Source organism: Enterobacter chuandaensis (assembly GCF_039718975.1).
GTDB lineage: Bacteria > Pseudomonadota > Gammaproteobacteria > Enterobacterales > Enterobacteriaceae > Enterobacter > Enterobacter chuandaensis.
Genome location: NZ_CP097173.1, coordinates 1,022,808 through 1,049,629, shown reverse-complemented (window position 1 = coordinate 1,049,629; position 26,822 = coordinate 1,022,808). Strand labels below are relative to the sequence as shown.

Genomic DNA, 26,822 nt, shown 5'->3' with positions numbered 1-26,822 from the left:
CAAAGAAGGTGTGTTATACCGCGATTGTTAATAAAAAGCTAGATGACCAGACGCAAACGGGCGCGCCGCGCACTGAGTCTGGGATGGGTTGTGAGGATCACATAGAGAATCGGACGCCAGGCCATAAGCACCTCCGCAAGCAGATACTTACAGCATGGTGCGGGTGCGTGCGTTCTTCGGTCAGTCGAAAGTGGTATCCATGAAGAGCGGACTCATACCGCAACACCGTCCGTAGGCCGGGTAAGGCGCAGCCGCCACCCGGCGGAAGGGTTGGTAAATCCTAAAATCAGTTCTATAGTCGTCACAGTTTCTTAGTAACCAGGACTGACTGATGCGCTTTAACGGACTGACCAAAGGTTTCTTTATTTTTATTCTCGCCCTTGTCACCTGGGCTTTCTTCGACGTGCTGTCGCCCTACTTCTCCGCGATACTGTGGGCCGCTATTCTGACCGTCATTTTTAACCCGGTAAAAAACAAGCTGCGCGCCGCGCTGGGGGATCGCAACGGACTGGCCTCGCTGCTGACGATCGGCATTATCTGCCTGATCGTCTTTATCCCGCTGATGGTGATCTTCTCCTCGCTCGCCATTGAGCTGAACGTGGTTTACACGAAGCTCCAGGAGAACAACACGCAATTCCCGGAAGTGGTGGCGAGCATCTTCAACCACCTGCCGGACTGGGCCAGCGGCTTCCTGGCGGATCACAACCTGACCAACGCGGCGCAGATCCAGAAAAAACTCTCCGATGTCGCGCTGCAGGGCGGGCAGTATCTGGCGGGCAGCGCGTTTTTGATCGGCAAAGGCACGTTTGGCTTTGCGATTAGCTTCGGCATCATGCTTTATCTGCTGTTTTTCCTGCTGAAGGATGGGCCGTATCTGGTGCGTCAGATCCTCGATTCCCTGCCGCTGTCTGATTTTGTTAAACAGCATCTGTTCGCTAAATTCGTCGGCGTCTCCCGGGCGACGGTGAAAGGGACGGCGGTGGTGGCCGTGGTTCAGGGCACGCTCGGCGGGATCGCGTTTGCCATCGTCGGCATTGACGGCAGCGTGCTCTGGGGCGCGCTGATGGCGTTCCTGTCGCTGGTTCCCGCCGTAGGCTCGGCGATTGTCTGGGTGCCAGCCGCCATCTTCCTGTTCGCCACGCACCAGCTCTGGCAGGGGCTGTTTATTGTTGGCTTCTTCGTGATTATCGTCGGGCTGGTGGACAATATTCTGCGCCCGCTGCTGGTGGGAAAAGACACCAAAATGCCGGACTACCTGATTCTGATCACTACCCTCGGCGGCATGGAGCTGTACGGCATTAACGGCTTTGTGATTGGGCCGCTCATCGCCGCGCTGTTTATCGCCTGCTGGAACCTTTTCTCCGGACGCGATCACGCAGGCAATGCTGAAGAGCTGGACGCGGATTTCATCGAAGAGGGAAAAAACCCTCCAGATTTGTAGGGATGTGACGATAACGACCACACCAGGCGGCGCTGTGCCGCCTTTTTTTTCGCCTTAAATCAAACGTTTTCTATAATTTGAAGAACGCCATCCTCTTCATGTTGTAAAAGGATCTCCAGGTGCGAATCGCGACAATAACAAACTGGGCCTACGGTGCCACAGTCTGCCTGACTATCGCCTCCGGCATTATCATGCTGATGGCCTCCGGTGCGGATACCGCTGAACGTCAGGCCATTGAACAACGTCAACGTTTTGATGAGCTTACCGAAAATATTGAAACCGATGCCTGGATACAATCCGATTTAGCGCGCCTGTACGTCATCAAAAAAGACCCGCAGATCCTCAGAGAATATAACCAGTCAGAAAACAGCCTTAAGAACATTGAGCTGAAGCTGGAAAAACTGCAGGACAGCGGTGCTTCTGATGACGAGCTGGCCCTGCTGCATGATGGCCTAAAGATCATCGATCAACTGCAGGACGAGCAGCAGACGGCACTGACGAGCGCGGCACAGGGTGAAGATGAACAGGCCGTTGCCCTGCTCTATGGCATGCCCTACGAGCAGGAGCTTGAGCGCGCGCAAACCCAGATCGATCGCTTTCGCCAGATACTCGACAAGCGTGTGATTGCCTCCGTGCGGGAGGCGACGAAAAAATCGAAAGCGCTGCGCACGGCCTCTGAAGTGATGGTTGGCCTGACCGCACTGCTGTTTTTGTTTGTTCTTGGCTTCATACTGAAACGCCGCGTGCTCCGCCCGGTGGTACGCCTGAGCGACGTGGTGCACCGCCTGGCATCGCAGGATTACGCCGTCGAAACGCCCAACTTCAGCCAGATTGATGAGATTGGTGATATGGCCCAGGCCATCCGCATCTTTCGTGAAAACGGCCTTGCGCGACAGCGTCTGGAAAAGGAGCGCGATGTCGACTGGGCCATCCGCGAGCTGCTGGCGCGCATGACCCAGCGACTGCAGGGGTGTGAAAGCTTTGACGACGTGATTAACGTGGCGGAGCTGTTTGCGCCCAATATCGCGCCGGGGATAGCGGGCCGGCTCTACGTTTTTGACCGCGATCCGTGGCAAATGCGCTGTGCCGCGCAATGGCTGTCGCCGGCCGGTGAAGAGACGACGTTCCACCCCGATGCGTGCTGGGCCGTGCGTCGCGGTCAGAGCCACCCGCCTGTTAACGGTGAGCCGGATATCGCCTGCTATCATCTCCCTCCATCTCAGGCGGAAAGCGCGCTGTGCGTGCCGCTTATCGCCCAGGGCGAAGCCATTGGGTTGCTCTCGTTCCAGAACATTACTCCGGAGAATGCCCCTGCACGGGCGTATCTTGAACTGATGGCCGAGGCGCTCGGGCTGGCGCTGGCCAACCAGCGCCTGCGTGACGCGCTGCTGGAAAAAGCCTTATTTGACCCGCTCACCGGCCTGCGTAACCGTCATCATCTTGAAGACACCCTGCACACGCAGATGACGCAGGCAATGCGCAACAGCGAGCCGTTAAGCTGCATGATGATCGACATCGATCACTTCAAGAGTATTAATGACCGCTTTGGTCACGAGGCGGGCGATCAGGTGATCAAAAGCGTGGCGTCGATTGTTCAGCGGGTCGCGCATGACAGCGGCCTGGCATTCCGCTACGGGGGGGAAGAGTTTCTGGTTCTGCTTCCCGGTGCCGATGATCAAGAGGCGCACGCCTGCGCGCAGAAGATTTACAATGGCGTGCATGAGCTGTCGCTTCGCTACGGACTGACTGAGATTGGGCCGGTGGATGTGTCGATTGGCATCGCCAGCTATCCGGAACATGCCCAGAGCGACAACCTGCTGCGCGCCGCGGACGTGGCACTGTACCGGGCGAAAGAGCTGGGCCGGGCGCGCATTGTAAGCTTTGGGATGCTGGAAGCGGTACACGCCCGAAGGACTGGTGCTGAGTGATTGCACACTCGCTGCTTTTAAAAAACTCCGCACTAAAAAGCAGATCCACTCTGTTAACGGGCAGCCTTATCGCATCATCATCACCGGGCTGAACAACGTTCGCGCCCAGCTGGATAATCGTTAAATACGAGTGCGCCATCCGTTGGGTGCCGTTTTTTTGGTTTTTCTGAAAAGTAAATCCGTGACGTGAGAAAATATTAATCAATTAAAACGATCGTTTTTTAAACGCAGGAGAGTTTCTTCAAGTAGCGGTATCGTGTTTCAAAAAATCAGGCCTCGTTCAACAACCGAACATTTAACATTAACATGTTGATTTGCAAGTGTTTTTAAAAGGCAAAAGTATAAAAGTCATCGTGTCTTAACAAAATACATAAACTCATTTGATAACTAAATTATAATCCTTATACATGAGACAAAAATGGAGGCCAAAATGCGACTAATCCTAATGCTGTTATGCTGTCTGGTACAGAGTTTTGCCTGGGCTGGCGAACTGCCAAAACCCGTTGGAAAACCCATTTTGACGATTTACGGTAATATAGAAAATACCAATGAAGAGGGAAAAGCAGTGTTTGATCTCGCCAGCCTTGAAAAACTGGGTATGGTGAGTTTCGAGACGACATCTCCCTGGTACACTGGTCGTACTAAATTCGAGGGTGTCCCGATGCAAAAACTTATGGATTATGTGGGTGCAAAGGGTACTGCCGTTAATGTTATTGCCCTCAATGATTACGCTACCGAGATCCCTCTCAGCGACTTCAAAAAATACAACGCCATACTTGCCTTAAAGATCAATGGCGAATATATGCGCATTCGCGATAAAGGTCCATCATTCATTGTTTACCCGTATGACAGTCTTCCTGAATTGAATAATCAGATTTATTACTCACGTTCAGCCTGGCAGGTTAGCAAAATGAAGATTGAATAGCAGTTCAGGAGAACATAATGAACAGGATACTGGTTGGTATCATTTTTTCTCTTTTTATCACGACAGGATATATTGCATTTCTTGTTTACGATCGTCAGCAAGAGTTGCAAAAACTGACTCACTACACTGAGTCCTGGTCCGTGGCTCAACTGGTATCTGAGTACTACCGATTTGAATCATGGCTTGGTCTGTACGCAACCGATACCGATGAGGTTACGGTAGACCAGGCCCGCATGCGCCTCGAAATTATGCTCAGCCAGGGTGAGTTAATGAAGGGGGGTGATTTAGGTCGCTATATTGAAAGTGATAAAACGCATCAGGCGCTCGCCGCGCGTCTGGAGCAAATACTTACCTATCTGGATAGTAATCTGGAAAAAATGAGCCATGCTGAGTTAAAAAAATACCTGGCTAATATGCATCTGCTCGACGCGCCACTCAGTCAACTCTCTTCAAGTGCGTTAACAAAAGATATTAATACGATTAATGAATCTAATAATAAAATACAAATCCTTTATTATATTTATTCCGCACTGTCGTTACTCCTGGTGATCTTAAGTTTTATTCTGGGGTTCTTAATGATTTATCAGAATAAAAACATCCTCAAAGCACATATGCAGGTTAAAAGCCTTGCCGACGAATTGCAGTTATCAAAAGAAACGCTGCAAATTCAGAACTCCAAACTGGAATATGATGTTTACCATGACTCCCTCACCGGCATGAAAAACCGTCTTTACTTCTGGGACGATCTCAACAAAATTAATCTTCAGGCGGATAAAGACCACGTCCCTGTGACGGTGATGTTATTTGATTTAGACCGCTTCAAAGAGGTTAACGATACCTATGGCCATGATGCCGGGGATTTACTGTTAAATCAGGTATCCAGACGGCTCACCTCAATGAGCAGTGGTTCAGATACATTTTACCGTTTAGGAGGAGATGAGTTTGCGCTTCTGTCCAGCGGCTTGACTGAAAGCGCTGCCGTTTCGCGCGCTAAAGAAATCAGCGATTATATCAGCCAGCCCTACTCGATTAATAATCAACTCATTAAAATCGCCACCTGTGTGGGGATTGTTTTATCCGATAATGAACGCCGTTCTGATTATCTCTATAAATTTGCCGACCTGGCGCTCTACGAAGCTAAAAATGAAGGTTCACGCCAGATAAAAGTATTCCGTCAGTGGATGCTGGAAAAATTGCAGGAAAGCCGAACCCTTGAACATGATATGGCACTGGCGCTCGACAGAAATGAATTCGTTGTTTATTACCAGCCGATTGTCGATTCGTTCAGCAAAGACATTTACGGCTATGAAGCGCTTATTCGCTGGATGCACCCGGTAAAGGGCATTCTTTCACCTGATTATTTTATCTCTGTCGCTGAAAAAACTGGCATGATCAATGAAATAGGAAAAATGGTACTTGAGCTTTCCTGCCGGGAAGCGGCGTCCTGGGCGGTTCCGGCGCGGATCTCAGTGAACGTCTCACCTGTTCAGTTGGGCACCAAATCGTTTACGACAATGGTGCAGTCTATTCTGGAAGAGACAGGGTTACCGGCTGACCGCCTTGAGTTAGAGGTGACTGAGTCTTCACTTTTCAGCGATAGCAATACGCCGCTCACTATTCTCAAAAAGCTAAGGGCAATGGGTGTAAAAATTTCCATCGACGATTTCGGCACGGGATATTCTTCACTCTCAAGGCTGAGTGAACTTAATTTTGATAAAATTAAAATAGACAAATCCTTTGTGAACTCGATCTCTACGCAAGATAATGCGCTTAATATCGTCAAATTGATTACCGGTATGGCAAAGAGCCTTAATATGAGGGTCATTGCAGAAGGGGTTGAAACTGAAGAGCAACTTCAACGGCTTCAGGCACTTGGCTGCGATCTGGTGCAGGGATACTTGTTCGGAAAACCCCATCCCGAGGTTAACGAGAAGATCAGATGCGGTTGCAAAGGATTTGAGACCATTTCTGGCCAGGACACATGTCAATGATTGCATCATTAAAGGTTAAATAATGAAAAAAACAACGCCGGAATATACACCTGTTGACATGTCTCGTTGGGCAAGGAAGGAGCACTTTGAAGTTTTTCAGTCATTTGCTCAATGTACAATTAATCAAACGGTTCTGATTGATATTACCGTATTGCGAAAACATATTAAAAAGGTTGGCTGGAAGTTTTACCCGACAATCATTTTCCTTCTTTCTAAAATCATGAACCGGCATGCCGAGTTCCGTATGGCAATGAAGGACAATGAGCTGGTTATTTGGAATGAAATTCATCCAAGCTATACCATTTTTCATGATGAAACGGAGACCTTCTCGTCATTATGGAGTCACTATGATGGCAATATTCATCACTTCCAGAACACCTATTCAGAAGACATTGCACGCTATGGAAATAACCTTTCTTATTGGCCGAAGGAAGAATCCCGGGAAAATGTCTTTTTCGTCTCGTCTATTCCCTGGGTCACGTTTACTAACTTTAATATGAACATTGCTCATATGCAGAACTTTTTTACCCCGATGTTCACGTTTGGAAAATACTACGAACAGGATGGAAAAGTGTTATTGCCGCTCGCGGTGCAGGTCCATCACTCCGTGTGCGATGGTTTCCATGTGGCAAGGATGTTCAATGAGTTGCAGGAGATGTGTGATGGATTATCGGAGCTGTCAGAGGAAATTGATGGCTGATACTTTAGAGGGCTTTTTTAAAAGATGGTGCGATAATAGGAACGAAACCAATCACATAAAGCATTTGATAATAAAGTAATTTTTTATATTCGATCTTCATACATGCCCCCTTTAATGCCCCCACATTGATTTTTACCACTTCAGCAGGGGCTTTTTCATGGATATCTTGCACGAGAATCACCAATCAAAATGCTCCACTCCAGGCAGTACATCTCCCGCAGCATCGAGATGGATAGAGGTGATCGAGTATTGGTGGGATAACATCAGGATCAATCGACGACACGCTTTCGACAGGCCAAGTCGTTTCAGCCTGAGCACTGGGTATTGCCAGGCACTGAGCCGGAGCAAGTAGCCCGTTCCGGTAAAGTGAATCCACTCCGCATCACTGTATTCAGTCTGATCATGCGACAGTTGATAAAACCGTTCGTTGTCCTGATCCGTTATGTGAGCAGTACTGCACTGTATGCCGGTAAAGAAACAGTGCTGCGGGACGATGCAAGAGTCAACCGACTTAGTTGTCAGTTCAGTTAAACGCTGCATAAAATTAACTCCAGCTTAAATAAAATTAAATACAGCTAATTCGTATTTTTACCCGTAAAGTTTGCAGGCAACCACGAAACCTTCATTACTGGCTTCAAACCAGGTCCAGATATCAAAAACAGGTGTCCCGGCGGGGAAGTGAATAAAAGGCTCGCTGATGACCAGCGTCCCCTCTTCTTCCCTGACGGCCATGTTTCCCAGTTCCCGCCATAAGCTATTCAGGCGTGCCACAGGTACAGACATCTCCGCCTCCTTTATGCTGACGGCGGGGTTGGATAAACGGAGAGATACACGTAGCCACAACTCCCCAGTGTATCTGCCTCACAGGTCAGTCCATTGTGATAAAGGATGACACAGTGCGGGTGGCACGGATTAAGTTCACCGGTGGAGAGCATCAGCTCCAGTTGTTTCATCATCAGGGGAAATGACTGGTCGAGTCGCCGCGCCTGCTCTTCGGTAAACTGACCGTTAAAACTGGCACGGTCAGCCAGAAAGTGCAGACGACTCTTCTCCTGTACGAGCCTTGCGCCAAAGCACGGCGAGATGTTGCGACCTAATCCCCATTGCTGTAAGTCATTTGATGGCATTTTTACTCTCCTTTATAGCCAGCCGCGCTCTGCAAATGAACTCACCGTCATCCCCCCGACAATGCAGTGGTCCAGTACCCTGACCTCAACCAGCGACAGCGCCTTCACCAGTCTGTCGGTAATCTGCCTGTCAGCCTGGCTGGGCTCCGCTTCGCCGGAAGGATGGTTATGTGCCAGCAGTACGGCTGCCGCATTATGGCGGAGGGCTGATTTCACCACCTCACGAGGATGCACCTCCGTACTGTTGATGGTGCCGCTGAACAGTGTTTCGCTCTCCAGCAGACGGTGCTGGTTATCCAGGTACAGCACCATAAATACCTCGCGCTCCAGGCCGGTCATTTTCAGACGTAGCCAGTCACGAACTGCCGCAGTGGAGGTAAACAATGCACCCGGCTCACGAAGATGTTTCTCCAGTAATGAGAGTGCACGCTGAACCGAACGACGGGTTGTCTCCGACAGTGCCGGTGGCGAAGTTAATTCGAAAGTCATACCTTTTCCCTCAGTCGATAATCTGCAAGATGGCACTGCATTCAGGGTGCTGAAGGGCGTAATCACGCAGACGGTAAAAGTGGTCACACATCACGTCACTACTCGTATGCCAGGCATGGTGATTCCAGGCCAGCAGACAAATGGCGATACCTGCCGCTTCATTACCGAGGATGGCGCTGTTACCGTTCAGGGCGTTAAACAACGACCATGCTTGGTCATCGTCCGGGGCAATAAAGGCTCCGCCGTTACTGAGCGTGAAGAAATTCCAGATGCCACCGGTGTAATCCGCGCACAACGTGTCCATCCGGCTAAAGACACGTGGCTCCAGTAATACCCACTGAGGAACCGTGCTGAAATGCTGGGGCCAGAAGCTGAGACGTTGTTCATCAGGGATAAGCGTGGCAGTTATGGGGGCCGGGACAAGAGAAGTATCAGGGAGTGCAATATTCATGGTAAGTGTCTCCGGAAATAAAAAAGCCAGCCGGTAAGGGCTGGCGGGAATAAGGGGGCGTGAAGTCAGTCAGGGTTTACGAATACCGTAAGAAGTGATGTAACGGTTAAGTAACCGTCCGGCTTCTGGCTCGAAGTTCCATGCCCGCCAGACCATCGTGCCGTTAAGGCGAACGACCAGACGAAAATGAGTCCCCTGGTCGTCTTCGATAGCGACGTTCTCATACAGCTCTGCGAGGGATGCTGCCTGGTGGCGGGTAAAGGGGCCGTCAGGAAGGGATGAAGTGGATTCAGTGTTCACGATATGTGCCTCTGTTCTGATGCCAGAACTAACTTAATAATGACAGCATGTTCTCAGCCATCACCCACAGTGCACGATTGAGCTTCACGTCGCTGTCGATACCTTTAACGGCACGGGTATTTGCGCGTTTACCGTTTGCCGCTCTCCCCACCAGCCCGCCTTTAATCAGGTTTTCCTGAATACGCTGGTACGTGGTCCACAGGTCATTGCTTTCATCCTGCCAGCGACGTGCGGAAAGTATCTGCGACTGCGTGACCGGCTGGTACTCCTCGCCGAAGCGATACGACAGCGCCGCTTTTGCCATCGCCTGCTGAGCCGGTGGTGGCAGCATCAGCGACTGCATGGCGTCGCGTTTTTCCTCCACCCGGTCAAACACCCCGAGCACCTCGTAAGCCCCTTCGATAACCTTTTCCACCACGTTGCCCTTATGGGGTACGCGCACTTCTCCAAAGCTCTCGCCGCAAATCAGTCCGTTCTGACAGACTGACCGGAACAGCCCCGGCAACATCTGGTATGAACTCGAACCGTCATGGCTGTTAAGCAGGATAATTTCCGGCACCTGTTTACCGGTAATCTGCCCCTCGCGGCGCAGACGCAGCATGTGTTTGGTGTGTTCCCGCTTGTCGGGGTTACGCACACGGGTCTGGCAGGCAAAGAACGGCTGAAAACCTTCGCGCTGCAGGTTATCCAGCAGGGTAATGGTCGGGATGCAGGTATAGCGCTCGCTGCGCGATTCATGCTTTTCCTCACTGAACACACTGGGAACATAGTGAGCCAGTTCATCACGGGTTAAGGGACGGTCACGGCGAACAAGGTTCACCGCACCAAAGCGGGATGCTAATCGCATAATTCACTCCTTTGTGTGTTTATCGGTATAAAAAGAAAAGGCCATGCTCCCGAAGGAACATGGCCTTTAACATTACGAATGGCGTGGCGGATAACGCGTTACTGCCCCATATATTCAACCCTGGCATCGGTGGCCTTACCATCAGCACCAACGGTGACTGTCACCTTATCGTAGGTGCGGTACCCGGCATTGTAGACTTCAAAAACAGCGGTGTTTCCCTCCACTTTGTAGCTGCCAAAATCAGCGACCTCAGCCGTATCACGGTCATACTCTTTCGTGTAGGCTTCTTTTGCTGCCTTCATGACTGACCCTTTGTTAATCTCCGGCGCTCGACTCCCGGCACCGGCAGCCAGGCCGGATACGTATTTCGGGCAGACCGTCATCATGTCCCCACGGGTGAATGTCAGTTGCGCACCAAAGACCTGAAGGGTCGATGTTTTCTGACCTGCAATCGAAGCAATTGCCTTTCTGGCGGCTGCAGGTGCCTGTCCGCCTTCAACCTCAACGGCCTTAAACCCTGTTTGCTGTTTGCACAACTGGGAGGTGGGTACCAGATTGCCGTTTACACTGATTCGACTCCCCATCAGCTCCTGCGGGCCACTGGGGCAGCCCTGCAGCTGGCCGAAGATGCTAATGGTGTTATTTTTCAGCATCACCAGTGCCTCACCATTATCGGTCAGCGTCTGGCACCAACCGTTTTTAACGGTCCAGTTACCCGCCTGAGCTGAAACCGAAACGGCTGACAAAACGAGTGCAATCATGGTCTGAATTTTCATATGTCACCTTATTAATAAATCAGAAGCGGCAACGGGGACGAGGAACTCATACCTGATGCGCCCTTGTATCCGGACCATCACGTCAACGTCCCTGTTCGTCGTGCTCATGACGAGGTTTGAGAAAGAAATATCCCCTTGCTTTGATAGGTAAAAGCGATCAATAGGGACTAATACATCGATATTTTAATAGATAAAAACGATCGATATCTAATTATCGATCGTTTTTACAGATCAATATACTATTTTTTGAATGTGGTAATTGAGGGGTAAAGCGGCGGCTTTCAGCCAAATATGCGGTCCCATAATGCCGTGGCAAGTTGCACTAACTTTTGTCGGATACTCCTTAACAGAGCAGTCCAGACAGAGGGTAAGTGGTCAGGGTTAATCACCGTGTCAAAAGCCTTACCTGCTGCCTCACCAAACTGCTGCCGTACAGCGGCGTCACTGTCCGGAGTCTGATTCTCTGGTTTCAGTTGGCAATACACGGCACTACTGGCCTGTACGGGCAAGGCATGCACCATCAGCTCCACCAGGGCGGGCAGGTTATAGCCGGTATGTGCAGAGACGGCCATAGCCGGGAAAGAGGACGGCAACTGACCGGCAACCTGCGCACTGACTGCAGCCAGTGAAAGGCATTGCTCAGAAGAAGGTGATGCCTGCCAGGGCTCACCATCCCTGAGGGGCGGAATACGGTCGGCCTGAGTCAGTACAAACAGGAAACGTGAAGGGTCGGCACCGGCTTCCATCAGTGCCCTGTATGCGGTGATATCTGTTGCGCGGGCACGGTCGTCAGCACGAAGCACCCAGATAATCAAATCCAGCTCTGACAGCAACGCCTTATAGAGCGCCAGATATTCTTCGTCGTATTCCGGTGTTTCGCCCACACCCGGTAAATCCACCAGCGTCATACTGCGCTCACCAACCGTGAGTAACAGACGCTGGGGTTCCCGGGTGCAGCCCAGCAAATCACTGGTCAGACAGACGGGTTGCTGAAAAAGCGCGTTGCATAATGAACTCTTGCCCGCACCACTTTTGCCCATGATGCCTATCACGGGTTCATAGTTAATCGCCTCCTGAAGGCGGGACAGAATACGTTCAGTAGCCTGCCGGGGTAAGAGATTGAGACAGGTACGCACAGCATCACTGGTATCCTGCGGATTGGGGATTTGAGGCATGATTTACTCCTGTGAAAAAACTATGCCGGGAAATTTTTATCCCGGCGACTCACATGAGTAATGTAGGCGTTATATTTTTTGGAATTATCGTTGCCTGTTTAGGATGGGTTTTTGTAATCAAAAAGCTTGCTTTTATATCTTAGATACTCATCATGAATAAGTTTTTCAATAACTTTAATCTCTTTTTTATCAAGTGCCTCTGCTAACTCAGATAATTCCTTACTGGCTTTGGCAGAGATTGTCAAATCATGTTTTCCAGACCTTCTTTTTCGTTGCTTAAAAGAATCCCTCATATTTTTCAGAAGTGCATTTTTATCATCAAGAAATTTTCTATAATTTTCCACATCCAATTTATTCGGAATGGCCCAGCAATCAATCGCGCCCATTACACCAATGTATCGCTCATTAAGGTCTGCGGGTTTGAACCAGGACAGAACATTTCTTTTTATATCCTTTTTCTTTGACAAGTATGACCACGCCCACTCAATATCTTCATTATCATTTTTCTTTAACCATCTGGGGCTTTGAACCTGACTATTAAAAACAAGCCAGATACTACGAATATAATCGAACGTTTGCTTACTTTGATATGGGCTGAGGGAATAAGAAAGTTCATTCATGAAGGTAATAATTACCCGACTTCTTTCAGCTGAACTCGTTGGATTACCAGGCAGGCTAAAAAAAGAGTATAAGCTTTCCTTTTTTTGATCCCATCGCGGAATTAATTCCGTAGTGTTTTCAGACAAATAAAGCTCCCTGGCAGAAGCTTTTCGTATATACGCCCAAAACCAAAAAATAGCACGTGAATTAACCGCCCCCTTCAACCATTTTAAATCAACGTCACGTAGACATGAAGAATCTCCACCATGAAGACTTTTAGTTTTAACATTGCGCTTTTCCTCGGCCTGTATTTTTTTCACAAAACGCTTAAAAGCTTCAATAGCCCCATTGGCGTTTATGCTGCTTTCAGATACCGGATTGCCCAGGGCCGGTTCTCCTGTCTTATCTTCAATATCACAATCCTCGGCCGCCTGCGCAGACTCGTCTTCTGGCAAAGAATTGCCACTGAATTCGCTTTTAGAGCTGGTAAAGCGGTTCCCTCCCTCACGGGAAGGTTCTTCTGCTCTTGCTACTTCTTCACCGCCCAGTTTACCAATCCTTTTTAGATAATAATTCTCATTATCGCTATCACTCACCGTTACCACCTGTAGTAAAAACCTCCATAAAGAGTATTTACAATGAATTGATTATGAAGTAAACAAGTTTTTATTTTGAATGAAAATAGCTCGAAAATTGTAAGCTTTTTGTAAGAGTAAAATCGACGCTAACCTCTAAAACAAAGGGTTTTTCGGCGATTTATTAGTTAAAAACGATCATTCAGAAAACTTGAAAAGCATACATAAAGTTATGTCAGTCATCACTATGTTTTACAGTGTCACATGCTTAGCGAAAGTAGCTCACGGCAGTTCTGTTCTTATTATCAGACGTTACAGGGCCGGACACGTTGTGTCCTGACAGCACTACTAGCTGGTGAGAACCCGCTGATGTAATTTTCTACTTATCAGCTGATGGTATGAGAAGGATGCCCGTTACTCCATTGATGGCAACTGGCCCTCTCCCGAACTCACACTAAATTGCGGGAGCATTACCATGACAAACAAAACTCATCCGATATCATCCAGCCCCCAGACAACCACATCTTTACTGAATGATCAGCTCGTTGATATGACGTTTATCACTGGCTATACAAACATGACCGATAAATGGTTCTACCGATTAATTTCAGAAAATGCGTTCCCTGCACCAATTAAACTGGGGCGTAGTTCACGCTGGCTAAAAAGCGAAGTGGAAAAATGGATGCTGGAAAGAATACAACAATCTCGAGGTTAGAATCTTTAATGTTGATGTTTTACACAGGCAGGTTACGTAATTTAATATAGGTTTTTTAATATAATTATACTCACTCTCATTTGTTCTTATATTCACCATTTACTATCAAGGTCTCTTTTAAACACCCTTGCAAACACTATTGCAACAACCAGCTTCATTTTTTTAAAGCGATAATTAATTTAAGTGTCAACTCAGCATTACCTTAAAGAAAAGTATTACATGAAACATCACTAACTTAGTGCTTGTACTGACCTCTCTCATCATCTGTAGTGGAATAATCATGCTTAAAAATTCAGATAGAAATTTTAATGAAGACTGGTTCCTGGCTTCAGTTCTCAATGCACACATCGATGAAATGATAAATAGATACTCGTGTCTTTTGGCATTCCGCATGGATTTTTTTTACAAAAAAAACACGGTCAGGTATTCACAGTTGAATCACCAGATGCTTGAATACGATTTACGTGACCTTATGGATAAAATGACACGCGAGAAAGGTATTGTGGGGTATTTCTGGGTTATCGAATGGACTGAACGACATGGATACCATGCGCATGTCGTATTCTGGCTGGACAGACAAAAAACACAGCACCCTTATCCCTTTGCCCTTACAGCAAATACACTATGGGAGGAAATAACGCACCGGGACGGCGGATCTCACCGATGTGAATATCGACCGCAGTATTCTGGAAATATCAACATCCCTGTTCGGTATAACGATCCGGAAAGCATTAACAATATCCGTCATGTTCTGAGCTATCTGGCTAAGGAAGAACAAAAAGAAGGTTTGTGTGCATACGGCTGTAATGACGTTCCTCCACGCTCAGTGTCAGGGCGTCCACGTAAGCCAGTAATTTGATCTTTCGACTGGGGTAATGCTAAAGGTTAAGCCACTGTTGAGGCTCCGGAAAATCAGGGCGGTAGGCATAGCGTTAAATGGTAATGATATGCATGCCAAAAAAGCAAGCTACGTGCCTAGCGCGTGCATTGCCACTAGTGGGAAAAGTAAAAGTACGCGATTTATGATCGCCTGAAGATAATCGCAAGACTACGTGACCGTGCTACAGCGCTTGAAGTGCTAAGGAAAACTCCCGTTAGTTATGAAAAATTCCGGCTATATGCATTCTGAGGTAGGATCGCAAATTTAGCCAAGAATTGAAATCCATCCCCTTTTGTGCAAAATCTGGTTGACATTCGCAGATTGACTACATTACCGTTCTGTGCAAAAAGTGGTTGGAGTCCAGAATGAACGAATTTACGGGATCAGCAGCTTCACAGGCTGACTTTATTTGGAAGAATGCGGAAGACCTTTGGGGGGACTTCAAGCATACGGACTTTGGCAAGATCATTTTGCCGTTTACCTTGCTGCGCCGCCTGGAGTGTGCGCTGGAGCCGACCCGCGAGGCGGTGAGAGAAGCGCATGACGCTTTCAAGGATGCCGATGTTGAGCTGGATACCATTCTGCGCTCAACCGCTGAATACCCCTTTTACAACACCTCTGAATACTCCCTCGGCACCCTGGGTAGCACCAAGACGCGCCGCAATCTGGAAGACTACATCGCCCTGTTTTCGGATAACGCCCGCGCTATCTTCGAGGAGTTTGAGTTTGGCAATACGGTGATCCGGCTGGAGAAAGCGGGCTTGCTGTACAAGATTTGCCAGAACTTCGCCAAGATCGACCTGCACCCGGTCGTGGTTCCGGATCGGGTGATGAGTAACATCTACGAACACCTAATTCGCCGCTTTGGTGCCGAGGTCAATGAAGGGGCCGAGGACTTCATGACGCCGCGCGATATCGTTCACCTGGCGACCGCATTGCTACTTGACCCGGATGATGCCCTGTTTGAGGCCAGCCCCGGTTTGATTCGTACTCTGTATGACCCGACCTGTGGCACGGGTGGCTTCCTCACCGATGCCATGAACCATGTGGGCGACTACGGTAACCGCGACAAGATCCCGCCAGTGCTGGTGCCGCACGGGCAGGAGTTGGAGCCGGAAACCCATGCGGTTTGTGTGGCCGGTATGCTGATCCGCCGTTTGGAGTCCGACCCTGGCCGAGATCTGTCGAAGAACATTCGTCAGGGCAGCACGCTGTCCAACGACCAGTTTGCCGGTGAGCGTTTCCACTACTGCCTGTCCAATCCGCCTTTCGGCAAGAAATGGGAGAAGGACAAAACCGCCGTCGAAGCGGAACACAAAAAAGGCGAGCTGGGCCGGTTTGGTCCGGGCCTGCCGAAAATTAGCGATGGCTCCATGCTGTTTTTGATGCACCTGGCGAGCAAGCTAGAACTGCCGATCAACGGCGGTGGCCGCGCCGCTATCGTGCTGTCGGGTTCGCCACTGTTTAACGGCGGTGCCGCGTCTGGCGAATCGGAAATACGCCGTTGGTTGCTGGAAGACGACCTGATTGAAGCCATTGTAGCTCTGCCAACGGATCTGTTCTTCCGCACCAATATCGCCACCTACCTGTGGATTCTGTCCAACAAGAAGCCGCAGGAGCGCAAAGGCAAGGTGCAGTTGATCAACGCCACCGACCTGTGGACTGCAATCCGCAACGAGGGCAACAAGCGCCGTATTATCAGCGATGAGCAGCGCCGCCAGATTCTGGACATCTACGCCGCAGGCGAAACCGGTGCGCTTTCCCGGATGCTGGACTACCGTACCTTTGGCTACCGCCGTATCAAGGTCCTGCGCCCGCTGCGCATGACCCTGGAGCTGGATAAGGTGGGCATGGAGCGGCTGGAAGCCGAAGCTGCCTGGGAAAAGCTCTCTGACGCGCATCAGACATTCTGGCGCGAAGCTCTCAAGCCGTTGATCGGGCAAACGCAGCCCTATAGCTGGGCAGAAACCTTTGTTAGGAACTCGATCAAGTCCGACGAAGCCAAGCAGCTCAAGGTCAAATCCAGCAAAACATTGATCATCGCGCTGATCAACGCCTTTGGTCACAAAGACCCGAAAGCCGAGCCAGTCACGGATTCCAACGGCGAGCTGGTGCCAGACACAGATTTAACTGATTACGAGAACGTCCCCTATCTGGAGGACATCGACGACTACTTTGCTCGCGAAGTGCTTCCTCATGTGCCGGATGCCTGGATGGATGAGAGCTTTACCGATGCCAGGGATGGTCAATTGGGCCGCGTTGGCTACGAGATCAACTTCAACCGCTTCTTCTACCAGTACCAGCCGCCGCGCAAGCTGCAAGATATTGATGAAGACCTGAAGCAAGTAGAAGCCGAGATTGCCGCGCTACTGGCGGAGGTGGCCAGCGAATGAGCCAGTACAGAACATATCCCGCGTATAAGGATTCCGGTATTGAGTGGATTGGGCAGGTGCCTGAGCATTGGAAGGTAGCGAGAGTCAAGCGACTGGCGTCATTGCGCAATGAACGACGAAATGATGTATCTACTGATACCATTTATATCGGACTTGAGGATGTAGAAGCAGGATCAGGGCAGTACAAGCCAACGAATGGAAGCTCTCGTCAATCAGAAGATTCAACTGTAGGTATCTTTTATGAAGGGGATGTCCTGTACGGTAAGCTGCGTCCATATTTGCGAAAAGCCATTATTTCAGAGATGGCAGGGTGCTGCTCAACAGAATTTTTGGTTCTGAGGGCTGAAAAAACAGAACCCAGATGGCTGCAAGAATGGCTTTTAACTCCTGATGTAACGCATCAAATAGAGTCAGGATGCGAGGGAGCCAAAATGCCTCGTGCAGATTGGGGGCATATCGGTTCAATTGAAGTTGTATACCCAGATCAGCCTGAGCAAGCGCAAATACTAACCACCCTCGACCGCGAAACCGCCCGTATTGATGCGCTTGTCGAGAAGAAAACCCGCTTTATCGAGCTACTGAAGGAAAAGCGCCAGGCGCTGATTACCCATGCGGTCACCAAGGGGCTAGACCCCAACGTGAAGATGAAGGATTCCGGCGTTGAATGGATTGGGCAGGTGCCGGAGCATTGGGAGGTGAAGCCGTTCAAATACATCCTTTCTGCTCCTATGTCCTATGGAGCTAATGAGTCTGCGGAAAGTGATGACCCAAATCATCCAAGGTATATCCGTATTACTGACCTGACAGAGAACGGCACCTTAAGGGAGGATACATTTAAGACGCTGCCATGGGATAAAGCTTATAGTTATTTACTGTCTGACGGCGACATATTGCTCGCAAGAAGCGGTGCGACAGTAGGGAAAAGCTTTCTATACAGAGAGACTAATGGTGCTGCGTGCTTTGCAGGATACTTGATAAAAGCTAGCTGTGACGAAGAAAAGGCTCTTCCAAAGTATATTTACGCTTACCTTCAGTCTCACTCTTATTGGGAATATATTAGTGGGAGCAATATACAGTCCACAATACAGAATGTTAGCGCTGAAAAATACAGCTCTATGGTACTGCCTGTTCCTCAACGAGAAGAACAAGCCACCATCGCGGCCACCCTCGACCGCGAAACCGCCCGTATTGATGCGTTGATTGGCAAGGCAGAGCAAAGTATTACCCTACTAAAAGAGCGCCGCTCGGCCTTTATCACCGCCGCTGTCACCGGCCAGATTGATTTGCGAGGAAAACAATAAATGCAATCAGCAGCACATCAGGAAAAACACTTCCAGCAATACATCATCGAACGGTTGGTAGATCAGGGCTGGAAGCTGGGTGATTCCAAGTTCTACGACACCGAGCGGGCGGTGTACCCCGAAGACCTGGAAAGCTGGATCAAAACCAGCGGCCAGCAGGAAAAATGGGACAAGCTGGAACGGCTCAACGGGGCCAAAACCCTTGAAGTGCTGATGGATCGCTTGGATAAAGCACTGGAGAAACAAGGCACCATGCAGGTGTTGCGCCAAGGCTTTTCCATTGCCGGTTGCGGCCTGATCGAGATGACCGAGGCCGCACCGGAAGACAAGCGCAATGCAGCAGTCATTGAGCGCTACCAGGCCAATATCCTGCGCGTGGTGCCGGAGCTGAAGTATCACCCGGCCCGTGAATTTGCCATTGATCTGGTGCTGTTTATCAACGGTCTGCCGGTGGCAACCGTCGAACTGAAGACCGACTTCACCCAGTCCTGCGAAGCGGCCATGGATCAGTACCGCAATGATCGCCTGCCGTATGACGCCCAGACCAAACGCCGAGAGCCATTGCTGACCTTCAAGCGTGGGGCGGTGGTACATTTCGCCATGTCCGACTCTGAAATCATGATGGCGACCAAGCTGGATGGAGAAAACACCTTTTTCCTGCCGTTCAATAAGGGGCGCAAGGACGAAAGCGGCACGGTACATGCGGGTAACCCGCCAGGTGAGATTAAGGCCGATGGTACCCAGGAATACCCGGTAGCCTACTTCTGGGAGGCGGTCTGCCAGCCGGATGCCTGGCTGCGGATTTTCCATAGCTTTGTCTACGTCGAGAAAAAGGACGTGGTGGATATTCAGGGCAACTGGTCGAAGAAAGAAACCCTGATTTTCCCGCGCTTTCACCAATGGACGGCAGTGAACCAGATGCTGGCCGATGCTCGCGAAAATGGCGCAGGCATGACCTACCTGTGTGACCACAGCGCAGGTTCCGGCAAGACCAGCACCATTTCCTGGACGGCCCATGACTTGGTGAAACTGCGCGAAGATAACGGCGACGCGGTATTTAACAGCGTGATCATTGTCACCGACCGTAATGTGCTGGACGGCCAGCTTCAGGACGCGGTGAAGCAGATTGACCATCAGTTTGGGGTGATCGCCGCCATTGACCGGCAGAAGTCATCCAAGTCCAAGAGCAAGCAGCTCTCGGATGCCTTGTTGTCTGGCACGCCGATTGTGGTAGTCACGATCCAGACCTTCCCCTACGCGATGGAAGCCATCATCACTGACAAGGCCCTGAAAGGGAAAAACTTTGCTGTGATCATTGATGAGGCGCATAACTCGCAGACTGGCTCTACCGCCGCTAAGCTGCAAGCCGCGCTGGGGATGAGCGGACAAGGCAAGATGTCCACCATGACGGTGGATGAACTACTGGAGCAACTGCAAAAGTCTCGCGCCCGCCCGGACAATATCAGCTACTTCGCCTTTACCGGCACGCCCAAGCACTCCACTTTGATGCTGTTTGGTCGCCCGACAGATCCAAGCCAACCGATCTCGGACGATAACCCGCCGCAAGCCTTCCACCTGTACACCATGCGCCAGGCCATTGAGGAGAAATTCATTCTCGATGTGTTGAACGGCTATGTGCCCTACAAAACGGCCTTCAACCTTTCCAAGCAGCTTGAAGACAGCAAGCGGGTAAGCGGCAAGGCCGCCAAACGCGCCCTGGCACAGTGGATGTCATTGCATCCCACCAATGTGACCCAGAAGGTACAGTTTATCGTTGAGCACTTCACCAAAAACGTCGCCCACCGACTGGATGGCAAGGCCAAGGCGATGGTCGTGACCAGCTCCCGTGCCGCTGCCATTCGCTACAAGAAGGCGTTTGACCGCTATATCGAGCAGCACAGCGAGTACGGCTTTATTCATTCACTGGTGGCCTTCTCCGGCAAGATGACCGGTAAGCAGGTGATGCACCAGGATGACAGCGAGTTCAAGGATGATGTGTTTATCGTCGATGAGAACGAGGAGTTCACCGAGCAGAGCATGAACCCAGATGTCCACGGGCAGGATTTGCGCTTTGCCTTTGACCGCCCGGAATACCGAGTGATGTTGGTGGCCGACAAGTTCCAGACTGGCTTTGACCAGCCCAAACTGGTCGCCATGTATGTGGACAAGAAAATCGCCAACCATGTGGAGATTGTGCAGACCTTCGCCCGCCTGAACCGGACGGCACCTGGGAAGGATGAAGTCTTTATCATCGACTTCGTGAACGATCCAGAGAACGTGCGCAAGGCCTTTGCCACCTATGACAAGGGCGCTCACATCGGCGAAGTGCAAGACCTCAATGTGGTCTACGAGATCAAGGAGCGACTGGACGAGCACGGCCTGTACGACGAGAAGGACTTGGCCGCGTTCAAAGAAGCCCGCTTCAAGACCATACGTGACATCACCCATACTAAATCGCCACAGCACAAGGCGCTGTATGCCGCTACAGCTGGAGCGACGGCCTTGTATAACGACAAGATGAAAATGTTGCGCGATGGCATGGCAACCTGGGAGGCAGCGTTTGAGAAGGCCCGCGCCAAGGGTGATGAGGCGGGCATGAAGTCTGCCGATCACCACCAGGATGAGTATGCCGAACAAATCAAGGCGCTGATGGGCTTCAAGTCGGACTTGGGGCGCTTCTGCCGTACCTATTCCTATATCGCCCAACTGATTGATTTTGGCGACCCGGAGTTGGAGAACTTTGCCGCTTTCGCCAAGCTGCTGCAAAAGCGCCTTCAGCACGAAGCACCGGAAACCGTGGACTTGACAGGCCTGGTGCTTACTGGATTTGACATCAATGCTCGACCCGATGACGTAGAAGACGAAGGCAAAAACCCGGTATTGCAACCAGCAGGTGCAGGCGGTGGTGGCGCGGCAGGCGATAAGCCGAAATTCGTCAAAGAGATTATCGAGAGGCTCAACAGCCTGTTTGGTGAGGCGACGCCGATCCAAGATCAGGTGGCTTTCGTTAATCAGATTTCAGCGATTACCGGTGAAAGCGATGCCGTCATGGCTCAGGTGGAAAGCAACACCCGTGAGCAGGCTATGAAAGGCAACCTCCCCGGTGCTGTGCAGCAAGCGGTTGTTCGTGCTTTGTCCAGTAATCAGAAGCTGGCAACCCAGGTGCTCAAGTCTGACCGTCAGGGCATGACCGCATTGGTTGATATGGTGTATGACCTGCTGCGCGAAGGCAAAGACATCGATCTGGGTATGGATTAAGCCGATGCTTGACCTGCTGAATCTGCCAGGCATCAAGCCGGTCGATATGCGCCACGAAGGCAAGTGCCTTGTGATAGTTGCTGAGCCGGTAACGGTCGAGGTGCCGTTATGTGGGGACTGCAACATCTCTATGCACAGACACGGTACGCGCAAAAACAAGTTCATGGACACGCCGTTGTACATGGCGCCCGTCCGCCTTGAAGTTCAGCGCCCGCGCTTTCGCTGTGAGTCGTGCGGAAAAATGTCCATGCCGGAGTTGAGTTTTCTGGATGACAAACGCCGAGCCACCAAACGGCTAGTCGATGTTATTCGGCAACAGTGCCTGGGAACCACCTTCCATGCTTTAGCCGAGCAAACCGGTGTGGCGGTGAACACCGTCAAGAACATCGCTCACGATCTCATTGAGGAACTCTCCCAAACCGTTCGTTACGAAACCCCGGTCATCATGGGTATTGACGAAGTGAACCTGGCCGGAGGGTATCGCTGTGTAATCACCAATCTGGCAACCAACAACGTCTTTGATATGTTGGAGCATCGTACTCAAGAGCATTTGAAGCCCTTCTTCAAGGATTTGCCGGATGCTGACAAGGTGGAATGGGTCTGTACGGATATGTGGCGACCCTTCAAGCGTTTCTTTGCTCAGTATCTGCCCAACGCCAAACTGGTGATCGACAAGTTCCATGTCGTCAAGATGGCCTCTGAAGCCTTGGAAGCGGAGCGCAAGAACTATCAGGCACAGTTAAGCAAAGAAGATCGCATTTACGTCAAAAAGTCCATTCGCTGGCTCACCCTGAAGCGACCCGGCAACCTGACGCCCGCAGAGCAAAAGGCGCTGGAGGTTGTAAAGCAAGCGATCCCAGCACTTGCCATGGCCTATGACTTCAAGGAAGCCTTCTTCTGCATCTACGACGAACCCGACAAGCAGAGCGCTCAGAACGCCTTTGAGGCTTGGGAGAACAGCCTGCCGCCTTATGGCATGGAGCCTTTCAAAAAACTGGTAAAAACGGTACACAACCATTACGACGACATCTTTGCCTACTGGGATGCGCCGTTCTCAATCACCAATGGCTATACCGAAGGGCTCAACGGCTTGATCAAGATGTCCAACCGGTTAGGTCGGGGTTATAGCTATGAGATCATCCGTGCAAAGACGTTGTACTCCAAAGAAGCCCGCAAGGTTGGCAGTGGTATTCGAGCAGGACGAGGCAAGGTCGAGTATGGGCCACACATTCCGACATTGTTGAAGCAGGCAGAAGGTGGAGAGTTGGATTAACGTGAAGAAGAGCCCGTCTGAGAATCCAACCAATGTTAGATTCTCGCAGGGTGGTGAAAAACAGAAAAATCCAACCAGCAACAGCTTTTTGTCCGACTAAGAATCAAGGGTTAGAATGGATAAATTCCAACCCTAGAATGCAAATAGCCAAACAAACTAACTCTATAAAGATTTTTAAGCCTGGCTCTAATCGACTGAATCTCAGCATACTCTGCTTTTGAATCCTTGACACGTCAGTTGTTCTTTCACCTCTGAGTGGCTACTCGCGACTGCCTGCAGGAGACTGATTATGTTATTGACCGCAAAAGCCATTAACTGACTTTTCGACTTAATCTCCTCAAGTTATGTGAGAAATTTGCCGATATGAAAACATGATCCTCCAGTCGCTACTGACATGCCCTGTCAGTAGCGACTGGTAATCTCAAGGAAAAATTACAAGGAGAACGCGCATGAGCGGGCATGAGGTTATGGTACAAAGAATAACCGCTATTATTGCGGAACTTTACCAGTGCGGTTTTGTATCACGTAAGAAGATGATGGACGAATTCAACATCAGTGAACGTACTTTGTATCGTGATCTTAATCGTCTGGGTGACAGAATCATCCCCGATGGTGATGGTATTTACAGGCTGGCTCCCGCTTACGCTAAACCTCAGGCTCTAAAAGAACAACAAAATCTTATCAGCGTTCTGGGCATGGCAGAATTATTCCCTGCAAAAAAAATCTTCTCCCAGCCTGACCTGACTTCACTGATCATCAGATCACTGCCCGGAGATCCAGAAGCGAAACGCGTGCTTGAGAATAACTATAGTTTGTTCGATAAAGCGATTCGTGAAAATAACCTTTGCGAATTCCACTATAAAGGGAAACATCGCACCGTCGCGCCTTATAAGCTTATTAATATAAAGAGCGTCTGGTATCTCGGTGCGGTAGAGAATGAAAAGGTTAAAGGATTTCAGCTCACCAAAATTCATTGGCTGAAACTTAAATCAGAGCACTTCACACCACAACCCCATATCACGCAATACTTTGCTGAAGAAGATGATGTCTGGTTTTCTTTGGATAAGCAGATTGTACTCCTTAAAATTGCAGCCGAAGTAAGCCATTTTTTTAAACGTCGAAATGTTCTGCCTTCCCAAAAGTTAATTCGTCAGGAACCTAATGGCGATTTGATTGTGCAAACAAAAATGGCACACGAAAATCAGCTATTTCCATTACTACGTTATTGGTTACCAAATCTCACTATTATTTCCCCAGTTGGTCTACAACAACATTTTTATCTGAAGCTCAACCAGCAGATAAAAGAAATGAAATCCCATTGCAGTGAAATTATTTTTGACAACATACAGCAGGAGTAAAAAATGTTACGTGGTTCAGAAAGAAAAGAAGCATTAGCCAGTCTCAAAAGTGCAACTAACCGTTATGAGGTACAGGCTAAAGACACCCAGGATGAGATCACTGCCCTCTTTCTGTTACGCCAGAAATGCAGTAAGGACCTTATTGCCCGTGGTGAAAATTTTGTTAATCGACTGGCAAATACGCCCAAAGAGTTTGATAAATCCTGGAGCGAGTTGAAAGCAGAAATCGCTGAATTTGATAACGTGGTGGAAAAACTGGAAGAAGAATACCGCGCATCACATATTGGTAAAGGAACGGCTGCTGCGGGGGTTGCCGTAGGGGCAGGCGTCGCCGCATTTGCCCCTACGGCTGCGCTGGCGGTCGCAACAACTTTTGGTACAGCATCCACGGGTACCGCTATTGCTACGTTAAGCGGAGCTGCCGCAACAAATGCAGCCCTGGCATGGCTCGGCGGCGGTGCACTGGCTGCAGGTGGCGGAGGCATGTCAGCAGGAAGCGCACTACTGGCTCTGGCGGGTCCAATTGGCTGGGGGATTGGTGCTGCAGGCATCGCTGGCGGAACCTTACTGGCACGTCGCAAAAACGGTAAAATCATTGATGAAGCACAACAGGAAGAGCGCCAGGTTCGCGCAAAAACCAGCGAACTTCGGGTGATGGAACGTGGTGCGCAAGAACTCAAGATGCTCACATCCGATCACTATCATGGTACTGAAAGCATTATTGATGTGCTGGAAAAGACTGCGCCTCAAGACTATTGCCAGTTTAATACCCATCAGAAAGAACAATTAGGGGCATTGATTAACCATATCAATGCATTATCAAAACTGATCAACAAGAAAATCCAGTAATGAGCATTAACCATAATACAGTTGGCGATCAGCTTATTGGCAGCGCGGTTAACGCCATTAATCAGACCCGCATTAATAATGAACTGTTAAAACTATCTCAGCAGGATCGTGCATTTGAGTTGGCTGGCGAACAAATGCAAAAGGTGCGTGATTTCATCGCGTCACCGGGTAACATCCTGGGCTCAATGAGCACCAAACACGGTGAAATTGCTGAGCAGGTAGAAGTTGGCGTACGCAACGCTCGCCAGGCAATAGAAGAAAGGGTTCAGGACGCCTCTGATCTTAGCGCCACGTTTGACGGAGTGGGTCGAACCGCTCCGGCGGATTATATGATAGATGGCGTTGACGTACAGTCAAAGTTTATCAACGGAGTTAATAATAACCTGAACCATGTCCTTCAGCACATGGAAACCTACCCCAATTTCACCCAGGGAGAATCCTTTTACCATATCCCCAAAGACTCCTGGCAAACGATTCAGGATGTTATTGATGGGAAGCCGGTCGAGGGCTTGAGCGAAAAAACGATACAGGCTATCAGGGATAAAGTTGCAGAAATTGAAAGTACAACGGGAAGATCCTTTAATGATGTCGTGCGTCCTGGAGTTTCTGATTACAAAGATGTTCAGTGGGGAAAAATTGACGAAACGCTTGATAAGCATGATCAGGAATTAGCGGAACAAAACGAGGCAAAAAAAGCAGAAATTATTGACGATCACCAACCCTCCCTAAGTGAAGGCATGCGCGCAACCGCAATGGGAGCCGCTTTCGGTGGAACCTTTGCTCTTGTAACAGGTATATATAGCAAATACCGTGACGGTAAAAATATATTTCGTGGAGAGTTCAACAGACAGGACTGGCAGGAGGTCGGCTTAGATACATTGAAAGGTGCCGCTATTGGCGGTGTATCCGCCGGAGCAATTTATACCCTGACCAATTATGCCTCTCTGGGAGCACCGTTCGCCAGCGCGCTGGTCACTGCCGCGAAAGGTGTAAGCAATCTTGCTCTCTCCTATCAGCGCGGTGAGATTAATGCTGATGAATTTACCGATCTTGGCCTTATCATCTGCGCGGAATCGGCCATAGTTGGTGCAATGTCTGTCGCAGGTCAGGCAATCATCCCTGTGCCTGTTTTGGGGGCATTGGTTGGTTCTATCTCAGGGAAGTTTATGGTTACCGTAGCTAAAAATCTGGACAGTAAAGCACGCCAATTACTGGCGAAAAAAATGGAACAATTTACATGTCGCTTAAGTGAGATTGAGCAGAAAGCGCTCAACCGAATTCTGAACGAGTTCGCGGCTCTGGGTGATCTCACCGCAGCTGCATTTAACGTGGAAAACAATCGCCAGTTGCTGGAAGCAAGCATCACGCTTGCCCAGGCTCACGGTGTTGAAGAGGCGAAGATAATCAAAAATGCGGATGACCTTGACACATTTATGATGGCGTAGCACTCGAATAAAAATTACAGCAAGG

Annotated in this window: 25 protein-coding genes and 1 pseudogene; 15 read left to right on the top strand and 11 right to left on the bottom strand. The window is 49.8% G+C overall.

Annotated elements, in window-relative coordinates:
• Positions 1-331: 331 nt before the first annotated feature.
• The 6 genes and pseudogenes from MX657_RS05095 to catA all read left to right on the top strand — a co-directional run bounded on the left by MX657_RS05095 (position 332) and on the right by catA (position 6,985).
• A complete protein-coding gene (locus tag MX657_RS05095) occupies positions 332-1,441 on the top strand; it encodes an AI-2E family transporter (RefSeq protein WP_119915280.1) in 1,110 nt (369 codons plus the stop codon).
• Positions 1,442-1,560: 119 nt separating this feature from the next.
• A complete protein-coding gene (locus MX657_RS05090) occupies positions 1,561-3,369 on the top strand; it encodes a diguanylate cyclase (protein ID WP_429844602.1) in 1,809 nt (602 codons plus the stop codon).
• Positions 3,341-3,493, top strand: a pseudogene (locus MX657_RS05085) (YjhX family toxin); the annotation flags it as partial. The gene MX657_RS05090 and the pseudogene MX657_RS05085, both read left to right, overlap by 29 nt.
• 306 nt (positions 3,494-3,799) lie before the next feature.
• Positions 3,800-4,294: a molybdopterin-dependent oxidoreductase gene (locus MX657_RS05080; protein WP_080328175.1), complete on the top strand. Its 495-nt coding sequence runs from the start codon at positions 3,800-3,802 to the stop codon at positions 4,292-4,294.
• A 17-nt stretch (positions 4,295-4,311) separates the two neighbouring features.
• Positions 4,312-6,285, top strand: a complete 1,974-nt coding sequence (locus MX657_RS05075) for a putative bifunctional diguanylate cyclase/phosphodiesterase (RefSeq protein WP_346807552.1) — start codon at positions 4,312-4,314, stop codon at positions 6,283-6,285.
• A 22-nt stretch (positions 6,286-6,307) separates the two neighbouring features.
• Positions 6,308-6,985: a type A chloramphenicol O-acetyltransferase gene (gene catA / locus MX657_RS05070; protein WP_346807550.1), complete on the top strand. Its 678-nt coding sequence runs from the start codon at positions 6,308-6,310 to the stop codon at positions 6,983-6,985.
• Positions 6,986-6,989: 4 nt separating this feature from the next.
• Here the strand turns inward: catA and MX657_RS05065 are convergent, their stop codons facing one another.
• The 11 genes from MX657_RS05065 to MX657_RS05015 all read right to left on the bottom strand — a co-directional run bounded on the left by MX657_RS05065 (position 6,990) and on the right by MX657_RS05015 (position 13,346).
• Positions 6,990-7,157 (bottom strand): hypothetical protein, encoded by a 168-nt coding sequence (locus MX657_RS05065; protein ID WP_346807549.1) that lies wholly within the window; start codon positions 7,155-7,157, stop codon positions 6,990-6,992.
• Between the two features lie 5 nt (positions 7,158-7,162).
• On the bottom strand, positions 7,163-7,525 hold the full coding sequence (locus MX657_RS05060; protein ID WP_346807547.1) for a DUF5983 family protein: 363 nt from the start codon (positions 7,523-7,525) through the stop codon (positions 7,163-7,165).
• 48 nt (positions 7,526-7,573) lie between these two features.
• Positions 7,574-7,768 (bottom strand): hypothetical protein, encoded by a 195-nt coding sequence (locus MX657_RS05055; RefSeq protein WP_346807545.1) that lies wholly within the window; start codon positions 7,766-7,768, stop codon positions 7,574-7,576.
• An 11-nt stretch (positions 7,769-7,779) separates the two neighbouring features.
• Positions 7,780-8,112: a type IV toxin-antitoxin system YeeU family antitoxin gene (locus tag MX657_RS05050; protein WP_346807543.1), complete on the bottom strand. Its 333-nt coding sequence runs from the start codon at positions 8,110-8,112 to the stop codon at positions 7,780-7,782.
• A 12-nt stretch (positions 8,113-8,124) separates the two neighbouring features.
• Positions 8,125-8,601 carry a RadC family protein gene (gene radC, locus MX657_RS05045; RefSeq protein ID WP_346807541.1) on the bottom strand — a complete coding sequence of 159 codons (477 nt, stop codon included), beginning with the start codon at positions 8,599-8,601 and terminating at the stop codon, positions 8,125-8,127.
• 10 nt (positions 8,602-8,611) lie between these two features.
• Positions 8,612-9,052: an antirestriction protein gene (locus tag MX657_RS05040; protein WP_346807539.1), complete on the bottom strand. Its 441-nt coding sequence runs from the start codon at positions 9,050-9,052 to the stop codon at positions 8,612-8,614.
• A gap of 69 nt (positions 9,053-9,121) precedes the next feature.
• The gene (locus MX657_RS05035; protein ID WP_346807537.1) at positions 9,122-9,352 is read right to left on the bottom strand and encodes a DUF905 domain-containing protein; all 231 of its coding nucleotides are present in this window, start codon (positions 9,350-9,352) and stop codon (positions 9,122-9,124) included.
• A gap of 28 nt (positions 9,353-9,380) precedes the next feature.
• The gene (locus MX657_RS05030) at positions 9,381-10,202 is read right to left on the bottom strand and encodes a DUF932 domain-containing protein (protein ID WP_346808528.1); all 822 of its coding nucleotides are present in this window, start codon (positions 10,200-10,202) and stop codon (positions 9,381-9,383) included.
• A gap of 95 nt (positions 10,203-10,297) precedes the next feature.
• Positions 10,298-10,975 (bottom strand): hypothetical protein, encoded by a 678-nt coding sequence (locus MX657_RS05025; RefSeq protein WP_346807536.1) that lies wholly within the window; start codon positions 10,973-10,975, stop codon positions 10,298-10,300.
• 281 nt (positions 10,976-11,256) lie between these two features.
• A complete protein-coding gene (locus MX657_RS05020; protein ID WP_346807534.1) occupies positions 11,257-12,150 on the bottom strand; it encodes a GTPase family protein in 894 nt (297 codons plus the stop codon).
• 98 nt (positions 12,151-12,248) lie between these two features.
• The gene (locus MX657_RS05015) at positions 12,249-13,346 is read right to left on the bottom strand and encodes a hypothetical protein (RefSeq protein WP_346807532.1); all 1,098 of its coding nucleotides are present in this window, start codon (positions 13,344-13,346) and stop codon (positions 12,249-12,251) included.
• Between the two features lie 454 nt (positions 13,347-13,800).
• On the opposite strand from MX657_RS05015, the gene MX657_RS05010 reads away from it, so the two are divergent.
• From MX657_RS05010 to MX657_RS04970, 9 genes are all read left to right on the top strand, one after another.
• Positions 13,801-14,040 carry a helix-turn-helix transcriptional regulator gene (locus MX657_RS05010; protein ID WP_346807530.1) on the top strand — a complete coding sequence of 80 codons (240 nt, stop codon included), beginning with the start codon at positions 13,801-13,803 and terminating at the stop codon, positions 14,038-14,040.
• 280 nt (positions 14,041-14,320) lie between these two features.
• A complete protein-coding gene (locus MX657_RS05005; protein ID WP_346807528.1) occupies positions 14,321-14,899 on the top strand; it encodes a rolling circle replication-associated protein in 579 nt (192 codons plus the stop codon).
• A 386-nt stretch (positions 14,900-15,285) separates the two neighbouring features.
• Positions 15,286-17,313 carry a type I restriction-modification system subunit M gene (locus MX657_RS05000; RefSeq protein ID WP_346807526.1) on the top strand — a complete coding sequence of 676 codons (2,028 nt, stop codon included), beginning with the start codon at positions 15,286-15,288 and terminating at the stop codon, positions 17,311-17,313.
• A complete protein-coding gene (locus MX657_RS04995; RefSeq protein WP_346807524.1) occupies positions 17,310-18,614 on the top strand; it encodes a restriction endonuclease subunit S in 1,305 nt (434 codons plus the stop codon). Before MX657_RS05000 ends, MX657_RS04995 begins: the two co-directional genes overlap by 4 nt.
• On the top strand, positions 18,615-21,872 hold the full coding sequence (locus MX657_RS04990) for a type I restriction endonuclease subunit R (RefSeq protein ID WP_346807522.1): 3,258 nt from the start codon (positions 18,615-18,617) through the stop codon (positions 21,870-21,872). It begins immediately after the preceding gene.
• Between the two features lie 4 nt (positions 21,873-21,876).
• Positions 21,877-23,145 (top strand): ISL3-like element ISKpn25 family transposase, encoded by a 1,269-nt coding sequence (locus MX657_RS04985; protein WP_346807520.1) that lies wholly within the window; start codon positions 21,877-21,879, stop codon positions 23,143-23,145.
• 449 nt (positions 23,146-23,594) lie between these two features.
• A complete protein-coding gene (locus MX657_RS04980; protein ID WP_346807519.1) occupies positions 23,595-24,503 on the top strand; it encodes a helix-turn-helix transcriptional regulator in 909 nt (302 codons plus the stop codon).
• A gap of 3 nt (positions 24,504-24,506) precedes the next feature.
• A complete protein-coding gene (locus MX657_RS04975) occupies positions 24,507-25,352 on the top strand; it encodes a hypothetical protein (protein WP_346807517.1) in 846 nt (281 codons plus the stop codon).
• A complete protein-coding gene (locus tag MX657_RS04970) occupies positions 25,352-26,797 on the top strand; it encodes a hypothetical protein (RefSeq protein ID WP_346807515.1) in 1,446 nt (481 codons plus the stop codon). The genes MX657_RS04975 and MX657_RS04970 overlap by 1 nt, the downstream gene beginning before the upstream one ends.
• Positions 26,798-26,822: the final 25 nt, after the last annotated feature.

Bases quoted from the DNA above. Each gene is read 5' to 3' on its own strand.
- MX657_RS04975 (WP_346807517.1), top strand. From the start codon at position 24,507: ATGTTACGTGGTTCAGAAAGAAAAGAAGCATTAGCCAGTCTCAAAAGT.
- MX657_RS05080 (WP_080328175.1), top strand. From the start codon at position 3,800: ATGCGACTAATCCTAATGCTGTTATGCTGTCTGGTACAGAGTTTTGCC.
- MX657_RS04980 (WP_346807519.1), top strand. From the start codon at position 23,595: ATGAGCGGGCATGAGGTTATGGTACAAAGAATAACCGCTATTATTGCG.
- MX657_RS04990 (WP_346807522.1), top strand. From the start codon at position 18,615: ATGCAATCAGCAGCACATCAGGAAAAACACTTCCAGCAATACATCATC.
- MX657_RS05095 (WP_119915280.1), top strand. From the start codon at position 332: ATGCGCTTTAACGGACTGACCAAAGGTTTCTTTATTTTTATTCTCGCC.
- MX657_RS05050 (WP_346807543.1), bottom strand. From the start codon at position 8,112: ATGCCATCAAATGACTTACAGCAATGGGGATTAGGTCGCAACATCTCG.
- radC (WP_346807541.1), bottom strand. From the start codon at position 8,601: ATGACTTTCGAATTAACTTCGCCACCGGCACTGTCGGAGACAACCCGT.
- MX657_RS04995 (WP_346807524.1), top strand. From the start codon at position 17,310: ATGAGCCAGTACAGAACATATCCCGCGTATAAGGATTCCGGTATTGAG.
- MX657_RS04985 (WP_346807520.1), top strand. From the start codon at position 21,877: ATGCTTGACCTGCTGAATCTGCCAGGCATCAAGCCGGTCGATATGCGC.
- MX657_RS05055 (WP_346807545.1), bottom strand. From the start codon at position 7,768: ATGTCTGTACCTGTGGCACGCCTGAATAGCTTATGGCGGGAACTGGGA.
- MX657_RS04970 (WP_346807515.1), top strand. From the start codon at position 25,352: ATGAGCATTAACCATAATACAGTTGGCGATCAGCTTATTGGCAGCGCG.
- MX657_RS05025 (WP_346807536.1), bottom strand. From the start codon at position 10,975: ATGAAAATTCAGACCATGATTGCACTCGTTTTGTCAGCCGTTTCGGTT.
- MX657_RS05040 (WP_346807539.1), bottom strand. From the start codon at position 9,052: ATGAATATTGCACTCCCTGATACTTCTCTTGTCCCGGCCCCCATAACT.
- MX657_RS05075 (WP_346807552.1), top strand. From the start codon at position 4,312: ATGAACAGGATACTGGTTGGTATCATTTTTTCTCTTTTTATCACGACA.
- MX657_RS05000 (WP_346807526.1), top strand. From the start codon at position 15,286: ATGAACGAATTTACGGGATCAGCAGCTTCACAGGCTGACTTTATTTGG.
- catA (WP_346807550.1), top strand. From the start codon at position 6,308: ATGAAAAAAACAACGCCGGAATATACACCTGTTGACATGTCTCGTTGG.
- MX657_RS05005 (WP_346807528.1), top strand. From the start codon at position 14,321: ATGCTTAAAAATTCAGATAGAAATTTTAATGAAGACTGGTTCCTGGCT.
- MX657_RS05020 (WP_346807534.1), bottom strand. From the start codon at position 12,150: ATGCCTCAAATCCCCAATCCGCAGGATACCAGTGATGCTGTGCGTACC.
- MX657_RS05060 (WP_346807547.1), bottom strand. From the start codon at position 7,525: ATGCAGCGTTTAACTGAACTGACAACTAAGTCGGTTGACTCTTGCATC.
- MX657_RS05010 (WP_346807530.1), top strand. From the start codon at position 13,801: ATGACAAACAAAACTCATCCGATATCATCCAGCCCCCAGACAACCACA.